The sequence below is a fragment of the Geodermatophilus sp. SYSU D00525 genome, from assembly GCF_054050475.1.
In genome coordinates this window covers 1-14,028 of the sequence record NZ_JBJGZK010000035.1, presented here as the reverse complement: position 1 = coordinate 14,028, position 14,028 = coordinate 1, and the positions used below count along the sequence as shown (strand labels likewise).

Here is a 14,028-nt window from a genome sequence, read left to right as displayed (position 1 = left end):
GCCGTACCCTCGACGGTGTGAGCCTGTCCCGATCCCCGCAGCCGGTGCCCGGTCCCGACCGGTGGCGGGAGCTCCCCGCCGCCCAGCAGCCGGCCTGGCCCGACCGCGCCGCCCTCGACGGCGTCCTGACGACGCTGTCGTCCGTGCCGCCGATCGTGGCGCCCAGCGAGGTGGACGAGCTGCGCGGCCGGCTGGCCGAGGTGGCGCAGGGGCGGGCGTTCCTGCTGCAGGGCGGGGACTGCGCGGAGACCTTCGACCTCAACACCGACGCGCACCTGCAGAGCACCACCCGCACGCTGCTGCAGATGGCCGTCGTCCTCACCTACGGCGCGAGCGTGCCGGTGGTCAAGGTCGGCCGGGTGGCCGGGCAGTACGCCAAGCCGCGCTCGTCGGACACCGACGCCCTGGGCCTGCCGTCCTACCGCGGCGACATGGTCAACTCGCTGGAGCCGGTGCTCGAGAAGCGCATCCCCGACCCGAACCGGCTGGTGCGCGCCTACGCCAACTCGGCCGCGGCGATGAACATGATCCGCGCCTACGCGCACGGCGGCCTGGCCGACCTGCACGCCGTGCACGACTGGAACAAGGACTTCGTCGCCAACTCGCCGGCCGGCGTCCGCTACGAGGTCATCGCCCGCGAGATCGACCGGGCGCTCGCGTTCATGAAGGCCTGCGGGGTCGACGACAGCGCGCTGCGCGGCGTCGAGCTCTACAACAGCCACGAGGCGCTGATCCTCGACTACGAGGCCGCGCTGCTGCGGGTGCACGAGGGCCGGCCCTACGCCGCCTCGGCGCACTTCGTGTGGATCGGCGAGCGCACCCGCCAGCTCGACGGCGCGCACGTGGAGTTCATGTCGCGCATCGCCAACCCGATCGGCGTCAAGATCGGGCCGACGACGACGCCGGAGCAGGCCACCGAGCTGGTCGAGCGGCTGGACCCCGAGGGCGTCCCCGGCCGGCTGACGCTGATCAGCCGCATGGGCAACGGCAAGATCCGCGACATCCTGCCGCCGATCGTCGAGAAGGTCACCGCCAGCGGCCACCAGGTCGTGTGGCAGTGCGACCCGATGCACGGCAACACCCACGAGTCCCCGACCGGCTACAAGACCCGGCACTTCGACCGGGTCGTCGACGAGGTCCTCGGCTTCTTCGACGTGCACCGCGCGCTGGGCACCTGGCCCGGCGGCATCCACGTCGAGCTCACCGGCGAGGACGTCACCGAGTGCCTCGGCGGGGCGATGGAGATCAGCGACGAGGACCTCAACAGCCGGTACGAGACCGCCTGCGACCCGCGGCTGAACACCGGGCAGTCGCTGGAGCTGGCCTTCCTCGTGGCGGAGATGCTGCGTGGCTGAGCCCGTGTCTCCCGGGCTGGTCGACCTGCGCTCCGACACCGTCACGAAGCCCACGCCCGGCATGCGCCGGGCGATGGCCGAGGCCGAGGTCGGCGACGACGTCTACGGCGAGGACCCGGCCATCCGCGCGCTCGAGGAGCGGGTCGCGGACCTGTTCGGCCACGAGACCGCGCTGTTCGTGCCGTCCGGGACGATGGGCAACCAGATCGGCATGCGGCTGGTGTGCGAGCCCGGCCAGGAGGTGCTCTGCGACGCCGACGCGCACGTGGTCACCTACGAGATGGGTGCCGCGGCCGCGGTGTTCGGCATCTCCACCCGCACGGTGGTCAGCGACGGCGGGCTGCTGTCCGCGGACGCGCTGGTCGAGCAGGTGCGCCCGCGCGGCGACTGGCACCTGACCGCCACCGCCGCCGTCGCCGTCGAGAACACCCACAACCGCGGCGGCGGGCGGGTGCAGCCGCTGGCCGAGCTGCAGCGGCTGTTCGCCTGGTCCCGCGACGCCGACGTCGCCGTGCACCTCGACGGCGCCCGGATCTGGAACGCGTCCGTCGCCTCCGGCGTGGACCTGGCGACCTACGGGCGGCTGGCCGACACCGCGTCGGTCTGCCTGTCCAAGGGCCTGGGCGCGCCGGTCGGGTCGGTGCTGGTCGCCTCCGCCGAGCGGATCGCCGCCGCCCGGCTGTGGCGCAAGCGCCTCGGCGGCGGCATGCGGCAGGCCGGGGTGCTGGCCGCGGCCGGGCTGTACGCGCTGGACCACCACCTCGCCCGGCTGGCCGAGGACCACGAGCACGCCCGGCTGCTGGCCAAGCGCCTGGGCGTCGACCCGGCCACGGTCGAGACCAACATGGTCGTCGTCGACGACGTCCCGGCGCCCGTCGTCGCCGAGGCCGCCAAGGCGCGCGGCGTGCTGGTCTCGCAGGTGAGCCCGCGGCGGATCCGCCTGGTCACCCACCTCGACGTCGACCGGGCGGCGGTCGACCGCGCCGGCGACGTCCTCGCCGACCTCCTCGACCGCTGAGACGCCCGCCGGTCACCCCTGAGGTGGCCGGCGGGCGCCGCGGCTCACCAGGAGCTGAACAGCAGCCGGTTCGGCGTGCCGGCCCGGGTGGCGGTGCGCGAGAGCGTGACGTGGTTCGTCGTCGCGGCCGCGGTGACCGCCCCGGCGACCGTGGCCGGCGCGGCGCCGGTGTTGCCCTGCAGGTACAGCGCGGCGACGCCCGCGACGTGCGGCGTGGCCATCGAGGTGCCGCTGATCGTGCTGGTCGCCGTCGGAGAGGTGTGCCAGGCGCTGGTGATCCCGACGCCGGGCGCGAGCAGGTCCACGCAGGCGCCGTAGTTGCTGAACGACGCGGCGGTGTCGGTGCGGTCGGTGGCGCCCACGGTGAGCGCGGCCGGCACCCGTGCGGGGGAGGAGGCGCAGGCGTCCTGGGCCACGCCCGCGCTGTTGCCGTTGCCGGCCGCGACGGCGTACGTGACGCCGTCGGCGATGGAATTGCGGACGGCGGTGTCGATCGCCGTGCTCGCCCCGCCGCCCAGGCTCATGTTGGCCACCGCCGGCGCGCCCGCCGCGTGGTTCGCGGTCACCCAGTCGATGCCGGCGACCACGCCGGAGGTGGTGCCGCTGCCGTCGCAGCCGAGCACCCGCACGCCCACCAGCCGCACGCCCCTGGCGACGCCGTAGGTGGTGCCGCCCACGGTGCCCGCGACGTGCGTGCCGTGGCCGTTGCAGTCGTCGGCCGAGCCGCCGTCGACGGCGTCGTAGCCGGAGACCGCCCGGCCGCCGAGGTCGGTGTGGGCGTAGTTGATGCCGGTGTCGATGACGTAGGCGGTGACGCCGCTGCCGGTCGCGGTCCAGCCGAACGTGCCGGACAGCGGCAGGTCGCGCTGGTCGGTGCGGTCCAGGCCCCACGGCGCGCCGGACTGCGTGCCCTCGGCGGTGACCACCCGGTCGCGCTCGACGGCGACCACGCCCGGGATGGCCGACAGCCGGCTGGCCGCGGCCTCGGGCAGGTCGACGGCGAAGCCGGTGAGCGCCGCGGTGTAGACGTGGGCGATCCGCCCGCCGAGGCCGCGCGCCCGGTCCGCCGCCTGGTCGGGGAGGGTCGAGCGGTCGACGGTGACCACGTAGGTGGCCCGCGGGCCGCCGTCGGCGGGAGCGGCGGAGGCGGGGCCGGCGGTGACGCCGAGGCCGGCGGTCGCCAGCGCGACGACGCCGGCGGCCAGGGTGCGACGAGTGGGCAAGGACGGCTCCTCGGGGTGACTCTCCGCGGCCGGGCGACCGCGGGGGGATGCGAGCCAATCCCGTGTCGTAGATCACCGCAAGTGAAGACGCGAACCCGCAGGGTGACTGCGGCGTGTCACCCTCCCCGGGCGCGCCGCTCAGGCGGCGGTGGAGGCCCCGGTCACGACAGTGCCGTCGCCGAGGCCGGCGCGGAGGCCGTCGCGGAGGCCGTCGCGGAGGCCGTCGCGGAGGGCGCACAGCAGGGCGATGTCGCGCGCGTGGCCGCGGTCGGCGCTCGGCGTCTCGACGACGACCGGCACCCCGGCCATCGACGGGTGCGCCATCAGCTCGCCGAAGGCGCCGACGCCGATCGAGCCCTCGCCGATGGTGGTGTGCCGGTCTCGCTTGGAGCCGCGCTCGTCGAGGGAGTCGTTGGCGTGCACCAGCCCGAGCCGGCCCGCGCCCACGGTGGCCTCCAGCGCGTCCAGCGTGGCCGTCGTCCCGCCCGGGGTGGCCAGGTCGTGCCCGGCCGCCCAGGCGTGGCAGGTGTCCAGGCAGACGCCGACCCTCGGGTGCCAGTCCAGCGCCGCGAGGTAGGGGCCGAGGTCCTCGACGGTGGCCGCCAGCGACCGGCCGCCGCCGGCCGTCGGCTCGACCAGCAGCCGCGGGCCGTCGTCGGGGAGGGCGTCGAGCACCGGCAGCAGCCGCTCGTGCAGCTGGCGCAGCGCGGCCTCGTAGCGGTCCTCGCCGACGGCGGACCCCGCGTGCACGACGACGCCGCGGACGCCGAGCCGGACGCCGCGCGCCAGGTCGGCGGCGATCGTCTCGATCGAGCGGTCGACCGTCGCCGGGGTGGGCGAGCCGACGTTCACCAGGAACGGCGTGTGCACGAACGACGGGACGCCGCGCTCGGCCAGGCCCGCGACGAACGCGGCGTCCTGCGCGGGATCGCCGGCCGACCGCTTCCAGCCGCGCGGGTTGCCCACGAAGACCTGAACCGCCTGCGCCCCGACGTCGTCGGTGTAGCGCAGCCCGCCGGCGGCCAGGCCCCCCGCGACCTGGATGTGCGCACCGACCGGGGTGGAGGGGACGCCGCTCACCCGAAGCTGAGCAGCAGGCTCACCTGGCTGCCCTGGTCGACGACGGTGCCCGCGCCCGGGCTCTGCCGGTACACGCGGTCGCCGGTGATGAAGGTCGAGGTGGTGACCGTCAGGCCGGCGGACTCCAGGGCCGCGGTCGCCTCGTCCTCGCTCATGCCGGTCACGTCGGGCACGGTCACCTGCGGCACGCCGATGGAGACCTGGATGGTCACCTCGCTGCCGTAGGGCGCCTCGGTGCCCGGCCCTGGGCTGACCGCCATGACCGCCCCGGTGGGGACGTCGGCGCTGCGGCCCTCGGTGCGGACGACGGTGAAGTCCGCGGCCTCCAGGTTGGCCTGCGCGGCGTCGGCGGGCTGGCCGACCACGTTCGGGATCGCCACCGGCGCCGGCCCGCGGCTGACGTAGACGACCACCGGGTCGCCGCGCTTGACCTCCGTGCCGGCCTCCGGCTCGAAGCCGGTGACCGACCCGACCGGGACGTCCTCGTCGTAGTCCTGCTGCTCGGTGGGGACGACGGGGATGCCGGCCAGCGCCTCGCGCACCGCCTCGATCGGCCGGCCGACCAGGTCGGTGGGCACGGTGAACCGCTCGGGCCCCTTGGAGACGACCAGCTCGACGTCGCTGTTGCGGATCGCCTCGCCGCCGTCGGGGTCGGCGGAGATGACGACGCCCTCGGGCACGGTCTCGCTGAACTGCTCCTCGCCGAAGACCGGGTCCAGGCCCGCCTCCTGCAGCAGGTCGACGGCGGCCGCGCGGTCGCTGCCGACCAGCGAGGGCACCTGCGTCCAGCGGCCGGAGCCCATCCACCAGCCGATCGCGCCGATGGTGACCGCCAGCAGCAGCACGACCGCGACGGCCAGCCGCGCGCGGCGGCGCCGCACCTGCGGCGAGACGCCGCTGCGCTGCGGGGGGGCGGGCCGCCGCCCGCCGACGTCGGCCGTCGAGCCGGTGCCCACGTTCGGCAGCAGGCTGGTGCGGCCGGCGCGGGAGGGGCGGCTGCCGCCGAGCACCTCGGTGCCCGGCTCGCTGCCGTCCCCGGGGTCGCTGGGGTGCCGGCGCGGAGGCCGGTTGGTCGGGCGGATGGTGGCCGGGCCCGCGGAGCTGCGCCCGGTGGGCACCGGCACGCGGGCGAGGCCCAGGTCGCTGCGCACGTCCTCGAGGTCGGCGAGGAAGGCGCCGGCGTCGAGCGGGCGGACGGCGGGGTCGCGGCGCGTCGTCCGCTTGACCAGTTCGTCGACCTGCCACGGCACGGTCGGCACCTCGGCCGAGGGCAGGGGCACGTCGTGGTGCACGTGCTGGTAGGCCACCGCCAGCGGGGTGTCGCCGCCGTAGGGCGGGTGGCCGGTGAGCATCTCGAACAGCACCAGCCCGGCGGCGTAGACGTCGCTGCGGGCGTCGGCGCGGCCGCGCTCGAGCTGCTCGGGGGACAGGTAGGCGACCGTGCCGATGAGCACGCCGCCGGTGTGGCTGGTCTGGCCGGTGCCGGTGAGCGCGCGGGCCAGGCCGAAGTCGGCGACCTTCACCGTGCCGTCGTGGCCGATGAGCACGTTCTCGGGCTTGACGTCGCGGTGCACGATGCCGGCGCGGTGCGCGGCCGACAGCCCGGCCAGCACCGGCTCGAGCACGGCGAAGGCCTCGGCGACGGTCAGCCGGCCGCGCGCCTGCAGCAGGTCGCGCAGCGTGCGGCCGCGCACCAGCTCCATCACCAGGAAGACCAGCCCCTGGTCGCTGCCCTGGTCGCTGACCCCGACGACGTTGGGGTGGCTGAGCATCGCCGCGGCGCGGGCCTCGCGGGTGAACCGGCCGACGAACGTCGGGTCGTGCGCCAGGTGCTCGGCCATGACCTTGACCGCGACCGTGCGGTGCAGCCGGAGGTCGGTGGCGGCGTAGACGGTGGACATGCCGCCGCGCGCGAGCCGCTCCTCGAGGCGGTAGCGCCCCTCGAGGACCAGGCCGACCACGGGGTCGGTCACGGCGGTGTCCACGAGCAGGAGTCTAGGAGCGCCCGGCCCCGGAGCGGTCCGCACACGCGCAGGCAGGCGGGCCGGCGCACCCTCCCGTCACACCGGTCACGGGAGGGCGCGCCCGCGTGCACCCGCCCCGCTGCGGGTAGGCGTGCGGGCACCGACCGACGACGGAGAGGACGAGCGCGTGAGCGAGCAGACACCGGAGCCGGGCCCGCAGGACCCGGTCGAGCGGGGCGGGGCGGACGAGGCCAGCGGCGCCCCGGTCACCGAGACCGAGGTGGAGACGTCGAAGAAGCCCGAGGACCGCGACAGCGACGTCTGACGGTCCCGGCCCGGGGCACCCGCCCCGGGCCGGGTCGCCGTCGCGGGCTCAGGCCAGCTCGAGCCCGGGGTAGAGCGGGTGCGCGGCGACCAGCTCGGCCGCGGCCGCGCGGGTCTTCTCGGCCACGCCGCCGTCGACGACGTACTTCGCCTTCGACGGCGAGCCGTCCTTCGTCGCGGTCGGGGTGGTGTGCGACAGCACGTCGACGATGAGCTCGGCGGTGCGGTCGAACTCGGCGGCGCCGAACCCGCGGGTGGTCAGCGCGGGGGTGCCCAGCCGGACGCCGGAGGTGTACCAGGCGCCGTTGGGGTCGGCCGGGATCGCGTTGCGGTTGGTGACGATGCCGGCGTCGAGCAGCGCGGACTCGGCCTGCCGGCCGGTGAGGCCGAAGCCCGAGACGTCGAGCAGCACGATGTGGTTGTCGGTGCCGCCGGTGACCAGCCGGGCGCCGCGGCGGGACAGGCCCTCGGCGAGGGAGACGGCGTTGTCGACGACGGCCTGCGCGTAGCCGGCGAACTGGGGGCGGCGGGCCTCGGCGAAGGCGACCGCCTTGGCGGCCATGACGTGCGGCAGCGGGCCGCCGAGCACCATCGGGCAGCCGCGGTCGACGGCGTCGCTGTACTCGGGCTGGGCCAGCACGAACCCGCCGCGGGGGCCGCGCAGCGACTTGTGGCTGGTGCTGGTGACCACGTGGGCGTGCGGCACCGGGTCGAAGTCGCCGGTGAACACCTTCCCGGCGACCAGGCCGGCGAAGTGGCTCATGTCCACCACGAGCGTCGCGCCGACCTCGTCGGCGATCTCGCGCATCCTCGCGAAGTCGACCTTGCGCGGGTAGGCGGAGTAGCCGGCCATGAGGATCAGCGGCCGGAACTCGCGGGCGCGGGCGGCGACGGCGTCGTAGTCCAGCAGCCCCGTCCCCGGGTCGGTGCCGTAGGAGGACTGGGCGAACATCTTGCCGCTGATGTTCGGGCGGAAGCCGTGGGTGAGGTGGCCGCCGGCGTCCAGGCTCATGCCGAGCATCCGCTGGTCGCCGAGGGCGTGCCGGAGGGTGGCCCAGTCCTCGTCGGTGAGGTCGTTGACGTGCCGGACGCCGGCCCGCTCGAGCGCGGGGGACTCGATCCGCTGGGCGAGCACCGCCCAGAACGCGACCAGGTTGGCGTCGATGCCCGAGTGCGGCTGGACGTAGGCGTAGGGGGCCCCGAACAGCTCGCGGGCGTGCTCGGCGGCCAGCGCCTCGACGGTGTCGACGTTCTGGCAGCCGGCGTAGAAGCGGTGCCCGACCGTGCCCTCGGCGTACTTGTCGCTGAACCAGTTGCCCATGGTCAGCAGCACCGCGGGGCTGGCGTAGTTCTCGCTCGCGATGAGCTTGAGGGAGGCGCGCTGGTCGGCGAGCTCCGCGCCGATCGCGTCGGCCACCCGCGGCTCGACCCCGGCGATGACCGACAGGGCGCTGCGGTAGGCGGTGGACGCGGCGGCGGCGTCGAAGGAGGGGGTCACGTCGCTCATGGGGGCTCCTGGCGGGTGTCGGCGTCAGCGGTGCCCAGGCGCCCGGCGGGGGAGTGCAGGCCGCTCCCCGGTGGTGCCCCACCTCGATGCGCCAGTCACGGCCCGCCGCCGATCCTAACCGCCCGCGCGGCGTCCTAGGCTCGGCCCGTGCAGTCCGACCGCATGCAGACGCTCACCCCCGCCGAGGTCGCCGACGTCCTCGGTGTCTCGCCCAACAAGGTCCGGCAGCTCGTCCGCGAGGGGAAGCTCCTCGCCGTCCCGGGCAGCGGCAACAGCCGCATCCCGGCCGACTTCATCCAGGACGGCGCGGTCCTGCGGCACCTGCCCGGGCTGATCACCGTCCTCAGGGACGGCGGGTTCAGCGACGCCGAGGTGTTCGAGTGGCTGTTCCGCGCCGACGAGTCGCTGCCCGGGACGCCGGTCGAGGCGCTGCGCGGCGACCGGCACACCGAGGTCACCCGGCGCGCGCAGGCCCTCGCCTTCTAGGGACGCCGCGTTCTGAGCCGCACCGCCTGGGCGGAGGCGAGGCGGCGGGCGAAGATCCCGAGCCGGCGCGGCTTGGACACCGTCACCCGGCGGTCGAGCACCCGGTGGTCGGCGCGCTCGATCTCGGTGAGGATGCCGCCGTAGAGCGCCGTCGCCGCGCGCACGCAGTCCCGGGACTCCGGCGCGAGCATCGGCGTCCCGGGGGCGGCGTCGTCGTAGCGGCGGCGCACGATCGCCACCATCTCCTGCATCAGCGCGCGGAACCGGGCGTCGTACCGCTTGGCCTCGATCTGCTCGCGGGTCACGCCGTGGGCGGCCATGACGTCGGCGGGCAGGTAGACCCGGCCGCGGTCGGCGTCCTCGGCGACGTCGCGCAGGAAGTTGGTCAGCTGGAACGCCTCGCCGAGCGCGATGGCGTGCGGCGCGGCCTCCTCCTGCGTGACGCCGGGCGCGGTGCCGAGCACCGGCAGCACCTGCAGGCCGATCACCGACGCCGAGCCCCACATGTACCGGTCGAGCGCGGCGATGTCGGCGTAGCCCGTGACGGTGAGGTCGCTGGTCATCGCGGCGAGGAAGTCGACGAGGTGCTCGACCGGGATGCGGTAGCGGCGGTAGGTGTGCACCGTCGCGAGCCGCACCGGGTCGTCGGACCAGCCGGTCTCGAGCTCGTCCAGCAGCGCCCGCGACCAGTCGGCGAGGTCGGCCTCGGGGTCGGCGCCGGGGTGGTCGACCAGGTCGTCGGCGGTGCGCGCGGCGGCGTAGAGCGCGTGGATCGCCGGTCGCCGGTCGGCGGTGAGCAGCCGGGTGGCCAGGTGGTAGCTCTTGCCGTGCTCGGCGTTGACCGCGGCGCAGTACCGGTAGGCGGCGTCGAGCCGCTCCTGCCGCTCGGCCTGCGTCAGCGGCCGCTCGGTCGCCGTCACCGCGTCACCGGCCCCGTGATCCGCTCGGCGGCCAGGCGGCCGCTGATCACCACCATGGGGACGCCGACGCCCGGCTGCACCGACGAGCCGGCCAGCACCACGTTCTCCGGGCCGCGGCGGGGCAGCGTCGGCGTCCGGAACGGGCCGGTCTGGCCGAAGGTGTGGGCCAGGGCGAACGGCGTCCCGGCCGCCATGCCCTGCCGCGCCCAGGTCAGCGGGGTGTCCACGTGCTCCACCTCGATCGCGTCGGTGATCCCCGTCCAGCCGCGGGCCTCCAGCACGCCGAGCACCTCCTCGCGGTAGCGGGGGGCCAGCGCGTCCCAGTCGATGCCCGGGTTGCCGCCGCTGTGCGGGTCGAGGTTCGGCGCCGGCGCGACGACGCTGAGCACCTGCCCGCGCCCGGGCACCAGCGACCGGTCGGTGACCGAGGGCATGCTCACCAGCAGGCTCGGGTCGCTCATCGGCCGGCCGTCGCGGGTGAGCTCGTCGAACACCTGCTGCCAGGCCGCGCCGAAGCTGATCGTGTGGTGCGCCTGCCCGGGCAACTCGTCGCGGACGCCGAGGTGCAGTGTCACGCACGAGGGCGAGTACACCGGCCGCCGGCGGCGGGCGAACCCGGGCACCAGCCGCTCGGGCACGTCGGTGGTGACGACGACGGCGTCGGCCGGCAGCCGTTCGCCGCCCGCGAGGCAGACGCCGGTGACCCGCCGGCCGCGGACGTCGAGCCGCTCGACGGTCGCGCCGTGACGGAACCCCACGCCGGCGTCCGCGGCCGCGGCCGCCATCGCCCGCGGCACCGCGCCGATCCCGCCGACCGGGTGCCAGACGCCGGCACCGATGTCGAGCTGCGCGATCACGGCGTACGCGGCGATCGCCCGGAACGGGGAGACCCCGGCGTAGAGCGCCTGGAAGCTGAACAGCCGGCGCAGCCGGTCGTCGGAGAAGAACCGCGCCACGTGGCCCGACAGCCGCCCGAAACCGCCGCGCCGGACCAGCGCCCACAGCTCGGGGCCGAGCAGGTCCAGCGGGGTGTCGAGGTTGCGGTCGATGAAGGTGTCCAGCTGCAGCCGGTACAGCTCGGCGAGGTCGGCGAGGTAGCGGCGCAGCGCGGCGGCCTCGGCCGGGCCGGCCAGGGCCTCCACCTCGGCGGCGAACCGGTCGACGTCGGCGTGCACGTCCAGGTGCGAGCCGTCGGCGAACTGCGCCCGGTAGGTGGTCTCCAGCGGCACCAGCGTCAGCCGGTCCTCGAGCTTCTCGCCGACGGCGGCCAGCGTGTCGGCGACCAGCTCCGGCGCGGTGAACACCGAGGGGCCGGTGTCGAGGACGTAGCCGTCGCGCGCGACGACGCCGGCGCGCCCGCCGGGACCGTCACCGCGCTCGACGACGGTCACCTCGCGGCCGGCGCCGCGCAGCCGCAGCGCCGTCGCGAGGCCGGCGAGGCCGGCACCGACGACGACGACCCGGTCGGTCGGCCCGGGGACGGTGCGCACGCTCAGGCGGTCCGCGAGGTCGCCGCGACGGCGAGCGCGTCGAGGGCGGCGCGGGCCTCGTCGGCGATGGGGGCGTCGGCGATCGCGCGGCGGGCGGTGGCGGTGCGCTCGGCGATCCGCTCCTCGACCCGGGCGCGGGCGCCGGTGGCCTCCATCAGCCGGCGCAGCGCGTCCAGCTGCTCGGCGTCGCAGTCGGGGTTGCCCAGGCAGGTGCGCAGCAGCCGGCGGCCCGCGTCGTCGGCGGCCTCCTCGGCGAGGGCGACCAGCAGCGTCTGCTTGCCCTCGCGCAGGTCGTCGTCGGCGGACTTGCCGGTGACGGCGGGGTCGCCGAACACGCCGAGGACGTCGTCGCGCAGCTGGAAAGCCTCGCCCAGCGGCAGGCCGACGGCGGTGTAGACGTCGGCGGCACGCGGTCCGGCGCCGGCGATGGCGGCGCCGAGCTGCAGCGGCCGCTGGACGGTGTAGCCGGCGCTCTTGTAGCGGGCGACGGTGAGCGCGCCCTGGGCGCCGGGCAGGCCGCCGGCGGCGCGCAGCAGGTCGAGGTACTGCCCGGCGGTGACCTCGGTGCGCATGGTGTCCCACACCGAGCGGGCGCGGGCCAGCGCCGGGGCGCTGATGCCGGAGCGGCGCAGCAGCTCGTCGGACCAGACCAGCGCGAGGTCGCCGACGAGGATGGCCGCGCCGACGCCGAACGCCGCGCCGTCGCCGGACAGGCCGCCGTCGCCGTGCCGCTCGGCGAAACCGACGTGGGTGGCCGGCCGGCCGCGGCGGGTGAGCGCGCCGTCCATGACGTCGTCGTGCACGAGGGCGCTGGCGTGCACGAACTCCAGCGCGGCGACCGCGCGCAGCACCGCGGCGTCGTCCTCGGCCGGGCCGCCGACGTCCTCGGTGACCCCGCGCCAGCCCCAGTAGGCGAACGCCGGGCGCAGCCGCTTGCCGCCGTCGGCGAGCGCGCAGACCTCGTCGACGACGGGGGTCAGCGCCGGCGCCATCCCCGCGAGCGTCGTCCGCTGCTCCTCGAGGAAGCCGGTCAGCGCCGCGGACACCGCGCCGCGGATCCGGTCCAGGTCGGCGGCCTCCAGGGGCGGTGCCAGCGGCCGGACCACGGACTCTGTCTGCGCCGCCCCGGTGATCACGCGGCCAGTATCGCCCCATCGAGTCGTGCGCGTCCTGTCCAGGGGCCGGTGGTGGGCGCTCACGGGACCTCCTCGCCGCTGAGTCGTCGTCTTCCCCGGCTCTTCTGCCGGGAGCGCGTGGACGGATGCAGTGGCTGGGGCTCCCCGTACCCTCGGCACCTATGACCCGAAGCGTCCGCGAGCTGCTCGCCTCGTCGCGGCCCACGTGGTCGTTCGAGTTCTTCCCCCCGAAGACGCCCGAGGCCGAGGCCCAGCTGTGGACGGCGCTGCGGCAGCTCGAGCGCCTGCGGCCGTCGTTCGTGTCGGTCACCTACGGTGCCGGGGGCTCCACCCGCGAGGGCACCGTCGCCGTCACCGAGCGGATCGCGGCCGAGACGACGATGACCCCGCTGGCGCACCTGACCGCCGTCGACCACTCGGTCGCCGAGCTGCGGCACGTGGTCAGCCGGCTGGCCGCCGCGGGCGTGCGCAACCTGCTGGCGCTGCGGGGCGACCCGCCGGGCAGCGACCCCCAGGCTCAGTGGGTCCGGCACCCCGAGGGCCTGGAGTACGCCTCGGAGCTGGTGGAGCTGATCCGCTCGATGGGCGACTTCTCCGTCGGCGTCGCGGCCTTCCCCGAGCGGCACCCGCGCTCGCCGGACTTCGAGACCGACGTCGAGATGTTCGTGCGCAAGTGCCGCGCCGGCGCGGACTTCGCGATCACGCAGATGTTCTTCCGCGTCGAGGACTACCTGCGGCTGCGCGACCGGGTCGTGGCCCGCGGCTGCGACGTGCCGGTCATCGCCGGGGTCATGCCGGTCACCAACGCGCGGCAGATCACCCGGATCGTGCAGCTGTCGGGCCAGGCGTTCCCCGAGGAGCTGGCCTCCCGGTTCGCCGAGCTCGACGGCGACTCACCCGAGGAGAAGGCGGCGGTGCGCGCCTACGGCGTCGAGGTGGCGACGGCGATGTGCCGGCGACTGCTGGACGAGGGCGTGCCCGGCATCCACTTCATCACCATGAACCGGTCGACGGCGACGCGGGAGGTCTTCACCAACCTCACCAACGCCGGCACCTCGGTGCCCTCGACGCTGGCCGCCACCCCCTGACCGGCGGAGCGCTCCCCGGCCGCTGATCCCGGACGCCGGGAGGGCGATCGACGCGGGGCGTGAGCGACCGGCGCGGCTCCCGAGAACCGCGCGAGGCACGGCCGTTCCGGGTGTCGGCTCACCGCAGTGCGGACGAGCCGACACCCTGCGACGTGGCGTCGACCAGTACCTGGACCTGGGTCAGAACGGTGGCGGGTCGTCCGGGGCCGCCGGCGTTCGTGGTCCGGGGTCCGGTGGTGGGTCCGACTCGGCCGGGGGTGGTCGCAGGCCCGGGGGTCGGGTGGTCCGCGTGATCCCCGACGGGGTGGTCACGGTCAGACGCCGTCGGCACTCATCTCGAACCGCCACCCCCTCGCGAAGGTCTTGAGGCGGTGGTGGCTGCGGCACAGGCAGCACAGGTTGGCGCAGTCGGTGGCGCCGCCGTGGGCGTGCGGGAC

The 14,028-nt window shown here is 75.7% G+C and carries 12 protein-coding genes, 1 pseudogene and 1 riboswitch; of the genes and pseudogenes, 5 read left to right on the top strand and 8 right to left on the bottom strand.

Annotated elements, in window-relative coordinates; translation table 11 throughout:
- Positions 1–17 precede the first annotated feature (17 nt).
- Positions 18–1,355, top strand: coding sequence for a class II 3-deoxy-7-phosphoheptulonate synthase (locus ACI796_RS20975; protein WP_456943152.1), 1,338 nt, complete (start codon positions 18–20; stop codon positions 1,353–1,355).
- Complete coding sequence (locus ACI796_RS20970; protein ID WP_456943151.1) at positions 1,348–2,373, top strand: threonine aldolase family protein; 1,026 nt, start codon at positions 1,348–1,350, stop codon at positions 2,371–2,373. Before ACI796_RS20975 ends, ACI796_RS20970 begins: the two co-directional genes overlap by 8 nt.
- Positions 2,374–2,417: 44 nt before the next feature.
- Here ACI796_RS20970 and ACI796_RS20965 read toward each other — a convergent pair whose 3' ends face one another.
- The 3 genes from ACI796_RS20965 to pknB form a co-directional block, all read right to left on the bottom strand.
- Positions 2,418–3,596 carry a S8 family peptidase gene (locus ACI796_RS20965; protein ID WP_456943150.1) on the bottom strand — a complete coding sequence of 393 codons (1,179 nt, stop codon included), beginning with the start codon at positions 3,594–3,596 and terminating at the stop codon, positions 2,418–2,420.
- A 138-nt stretch (positions 3,597–3,734) separates the two neighbouring features.
- Positions 3,735–4,676: a deoxyribonuclease IV gene (locus ACI796_RS20960; RefSeq protein WP_456943149.1), complete on the bottom strand. Its 942-nt coding sequence runs from the start codon at positions 4,674–4,676 to the stop codon at positions 3,735–3,737.
- Positions 4,673–6,661, bottom strand: a complete 1,989-nt coding sequence (gene pknB, locus ACI796_RS20955; protein ID WP_456943148.1) for a Stk1 family PASTA domain-containing Ser/Thr kinase — start codon at positions 6,659–6,661, stop codon at positions 4,673–4,675. The genes ACI796_RS20960 and pknB overlap by 4 nt, the downstream gene beginning before the upstream one ends.
- Positions 6,662–6,827: 166 nt before the next feature.
- Here pknB and ACI796_RS20950 point away from each other — a divergent pair, with 166 nt between their 5' ends.
- Positions 6,828–6,965, top strand: coding sequence for a hypothetical protein (locus ACI796_RS20950; RefSeq protein WP_456943147.1), 138 nt, complete (start codon positions 6,828–6,830; stop codon positions 6,963–6,965).
- Between the two features lie 48 nt (positions 6,966–7,013).
- Here the strand turns inward: ACI796_RS20950 and ACI796_RS20945 are convergent, their stop codons facing one another.
- On the bottom strand, positions 7,014–8,471 hold the full coding sequence (locus tag ACI796_RS20945) for a glycine hydroxymethyltransferase (RefSeq protein ID WP_456943146.1): 1,458 nt from the start codon (positions 8,469–8,471) through the stop codon (positions 7,014–7,016).
- Positions 8,472–8,496: 25 nt separating this feature from the next.
- Positions 8,497–8,580, bottom strand: a riboswitch (ZMP/ZTP riboswitch).
- Positions 8,581–8,618: 38 nt separating this feature from the next.
- On the opposite strand from ACI796_RS20945, the gene ACI796_RS20940 reads away from it, so the two are divergent.
- On the top strand, positions 8,619–8,957 hold the full coding sequence (locus tag ACI796_RS20940; RefSeq protein WP_456943145.1) for an Rv2175c family DNA-binding protein: 339 nt from the start codon (positions 8,619–8,621) through the stop codon (positions 8,955–8,957).
- Here ACI796_RS20940 and ACI796_RS20935 read toward each other — a convergent pair.
- The 3 genes from ACI796_RS20935 to ACI796_RS20925 are packed head-to-tail and all read right to left on the bottom strand — an operon-like array spanning position 8,954 to position 12,503.
- A complete protein-coding gene (locus tag ACI796_RS20935; protein ID WP_456943144.1) occupies positions 8,954–9,877 on the bottom strand; it encodes a phytoene/squalene synthase family protein in 924 nt (307 codons plus the stop codon). The two genes, ACI796_RS20940 and ACI796_RS20935, sit on opposite strands and share 4 nt — an antisense overlap.
- On the bottom strand, positions 9,874–11,367 hold the full coding sequence (gene crtI / locus ACI796_RS20930) for a phytoene desaturase family protein (RefSeq protein ID WP_456943143.1): 1,494 nt from the start codon (positions 11,365–11,367) through the stop codon (positions 9,874–9,876). The genes ACI796_RS20935 and crtI overlap by 4 nt, the downstream gene beginning before the upstream one ends.
- 2 nt (positions 11,368–11,369) lie before the next feature.
- Positions 11,370–12,503 (bottom strand): polyprenyl synthetase family protein, encoded by a 1,134-nt coding sequence (locus ACI796_RS20925; RefSeq protein ID WP_456943142.1) that lies wholly within the window; start codon positions 12,501–12,503, stop codon positions 11,370–11,372.
- A 161-nt stretch (positions 12,504–12,664) separates the two neighbouring features.
- On the opposite strand from ACI796_RS20925, the gene metF reads away from it, so the two are divergent.
- Positions 12,665–13,591, top strand: a complete 927-nt coding sequence (gene metF / locus ACI796_RS20920; RefSeq protein WP_456943141.1) for a methylenetetrahydrofolate reductase [NAD(P)H] — start codon at positions 12,665–12,667, stop codon at positions 13,589–13,591.
- A gap of 180 nt (positions 13,592–13,771) precedes the next feature.
- Here metF and ACI796_RS20915 read toward each other — a convergent pair.
- Positions 13,772–14,028, bottom strand: a pseudogene (locus ACI796_RS20915) (HNH endonuclease); the annotation flags it as partial.

Coding starts and splice junctions, on each gene's coding strand:
- metF (WP_456943141.1), top strand. CDS start 12,665: ATGACCCGAAGCGTCCGCGAGCTGCTCGCCTCGTCGCGGCCCACGTGG.
- ACI796_RS20945 (WP_456943146.1), bottom strand. CDS start 8,471: ATGAGCGACGTGACCCCCTCCTTCGACGCCGCCGCCGCGTCCACCGCC.